At 46.9% G+C, this 2,639-nt stretch carries 4 protein-coding genes; all 4 read left to right on the forward strand.

Features of this window, described 5'->3' with window-relative positions; translation table 11 throughout:
* Nucleotides 1-110: 110 nt before the first annotated feature.
* The 4 genes from ACSSVV_RS20815 (at nt 111) to ACSSVV_RS20830 (ending at nt 2,558) form a co-directional block, all read left to right on the forward strand.
* A complete protein-coding gene (locus ACSSVV_RS20815) occupies nt 111-539 on the forward strand; it encodes a hypothetical protein (RefSeq protein ID WP_014819758.1) in 429 nt (142 codons plus the stop codon).
* 109 nt (nt 540-648) lie between these two features.
* Nucleotides 649-1,032: a hypothetical protein gene (locus ACSSVV_RS20820; RefSeq protein ID WP_454106954.1), complete on the forward strand. Its 384-nt coding sequence runs from the start codon at nt 649-651 to the stop codon at nt 1,030-1,032.
* A 118-nt stretch (nt 1,033-1,150) separates the two neighbouring features.
* Nucleotides 1,151-2,080, forward strand: coding sequence for a hypothetical protein (locus tag ACSSVV_RS20825; protein ID WP_454106955.1), 930 nt, complete (start codon nt 1,151-1,153; stop codon nt 2,078-2,080).
* A 1-nt stretch (nt 2,081) separates the two neighbouring features.
* Entirely contained in the window at nt 2,082-2,558 is a 477-nt protein-coding gene (locus tag ACSSVV_RS20830) for a hypothetical protein (protein ID WP_454106956.1), read from the forward strand.
* Nucleotides 2,559-2,639: the final 81 nt, after the last annotated feature.

Here is a 2,639-nt window from a genome sequence, read left to right on the forward strand (position 1 = left end):
TGAACGGCCATTAACAAGGCGGTCAACCGGACGCCAAAAGCGTACCGCTTTTGGTTCCCTCCGCTGGCGCTCCGGCGCCGGTTACCTCAGCGTTATATTTTCGGAGAGTTATGGTGAAGTATCTTTTTCCAGTGTTTGTTCTTCTCTTTTCAATTAACACTCAAGCTATGGAGGTTTCGTGCAACGACACGAAGTTCTATCTCAAGCATGCAGACATAGTATTCGTTGGCTCCGTGATTGACCGGAAGCCCATCAAAGAAAAGGCAGGTATTTGCTGGACTGTCGAACAGGGCAAGCAGTGCGGGTCAAAGGTGGCCACCTTCGAGATTGACGAGGTTGTAAAAGGCGATGAGGCAAACATCACTACTGTCTTTGCTGGTGATGGGTGCTATTGCGTCGATCCCTATTTAGAGAGCGGTCAAAGGTATATTGTCTTCGCCACAAATAGTGGCGAAAAGGCGGCCTACAATTCTATGAACGGTTGTGCCACCCAGCCTTATCAGGAAGAAATCCTGAAAGAAATTAAGTCGGTGCAATGAAATATAACAATCCGCAGCAATCGCTCCCGTTGGTCGCTGGGACAGCCAAAACGCTGCGCTTATTTGTCTGCCCCTGTGCGGGGCGTTATGTGGCAAAAGGACTATAGCCATGGAGGTCAGAACCAGCCCTTTGAGCGAGTCACAGTTACAGCAAGAAATTGACTATCTTGCTGCTTTTCTCACAAGAGAGGGTATTCGGGAACTTCATGTGGCCTTTGGCTGGGACTGTAACCTTTCGATTGATGACATGTGGCAGTACCAACCGCTAAACACGGAGAAATTGTCGTCATTCCTGTCGGAGGCTGAGGAAAGAGGGATTTTCACACTGGGCAGAGGCGACCTCTTCTTTCGCTGCAAAAACTTTGAGTTCGTTCTTTGCCATGAGGCTGACATCCATTTAGAGTCTTTTCAGTCGCGGCAAATTGAGTTCGAGGAACGTTGGTTTAACTTGGGCTATGAACCGTATAGCGTGCTGGCCAGAGGGAGCACATAACCAATCATTCCAGTTCGTTCCGGGCCTGGCGGCCCTCCACCGGACGCCCTTTTCTCCGCTTCGCTACAAAAAGGTCGCCGCTGAATCGTGGCGTTATATTTAAAAGGATCTCATGCTTATGGATCAAGAACGACCCTTCGTAGTTCTCAGATACTTTCTGATTGAAGAGGACCAGCGCTCGATTAATCCTAAGCCATTGCCAGCGGTAAAAGGTGCGGCCGTTCTTGACGCCCTTGTTCCAGAACGGGACTGGATCAAGAATGGAGTCAAATATAGCTTTGTTGGTTTTGCCCCTGTTAACCCAAGCCGCAACGAAACCTTCCCCGAAAATCGTTTCTTTGTCGGTAAGATCGCAAAATTGCGCAAAGCTCACGTAGGCGAGAAAGTGCCTGGAGACATAATTGAGCATGAGGAAGATGATTGGATTCCGCTTGTAGCGGTATTCGATTCTGTGAGTCAGACTGTTTTCGTCCAGAAGGATTGGCGGTTTGGGACCCCATCTCAAATATGTACGGCTATTGAGGCCGGTCTGCGTGAACCGACTCTTGCAGTTTATAACCATAGAGTTTTTGTGGAGCCCAAACCTACGGAAGGTAAATTCTGGGAAATCGTAGGCACTCACAATAAACTATATAATTTAGAGCTTCGACTAATATCGCCCAATATATTGCAGACGAACGTCAAGGCAAGAGAGGCTTTAGCGGCATTAAAAGACCTGTTCGGTCAGGATGAAATTGTCTTAAAAATGAAAAACGATTCAGGTTCTTTAGAAGTACCAAAAGAGCCTACGTCAGATTACATTGAATATATAGAAGAGGGCGAAGGGACGTGGAGAGTGACCACTGAGGGAGATCACGGGGGCAAAAAATCTCACAGTAGCGCTGATACTGCAGAAACCATAGAGTTAGAGGTGCCGACACACAATGGCGATGAGGAGGAGGGCCAGCTAGATCTTGAGACCGGCGAGCCCTCCTCAACTCGCGGCGAAAGAGATAAGCGAATGGTGGAGAGGGTATTTCGCTACATAGCCGGTAAATTTGGCACATGATATGCTCAAGCTGATTATTGCTTTTCTAATATCTAGCGGGCTATCCTTTGTCGCACTTTACTTTTCGTGTGGCATGGCTACCCCTGTATTTGAAAATACTCTTTCTGCCTTTGTGACTATTGCAATATTGTTTGGCGCCCTTTCCTTTGCTTTATATAATTATCTTGACGGCATAACTAAGGATATCCCAAAAGAACTTTCAAAAAATAAGCCAAATAAGTATAAGCATGCATTAAAGGCCTTGAGCGATCTGAAGCGTGAAGTTATCTATAATATAGCATTGATAATATTGCTGCTTCTCTTGGAAAGAACGCTTTTTGGCATTAGCGAAGTTATCTATGGCGCGAGCTCAAGTCTCCCAATATGGGTAGGTTGGGCAATCATTTCGGCAAGGGTTTCTTGTCTGGTTGTTGGAATATATGCAGCGATAGTCCAATTTCGAGGCTTCCTCACGGCGAACGATCTAAGGAGGCTCTGAATAAGTCTCCAAAATCAGCGATAATACGGCCATCGTCAATCGCATAGGATCGTTGCCAGCATGGATCAGATCACCTTCTCC

The organism is Marinobacter sp. MBR-105, from assembly GCF_053628895.1.

Excerpts from the sequence above, each read along its gene's own strand:
- ACSSVV_RS20815 (WP_014819758.1), top strand. The coding sequence starts at position 111 with ATGGTGAAGTATCTTTTTCCAGTGTTTGTTCTTCTCTTTTCAATTAAC.
- ACSSVV_RS20820 (WP_454106954.1), top strand. The coding sequence starts at position 649 with ATGGAGGTCAGAACCAGCCCTTTGAGCGAGTCACAGTTACAGCAAGAA.
- ACSSVV_RS20825 (WP_454106955.1), top strand. The coding sequence starts at position 1,151 with ATGGATCAAGAACGACCCTTCGTAGTTCTCAGATACTTTCTGATTGAA.
- ACSSVV_RS20830 (WP_454106956.1), top strand. The coding sequence starts at position 2,082 with ATGCTCAAGCTGATTATTGCTTTTCTAATATCTAGCGGGCTATCCTTT.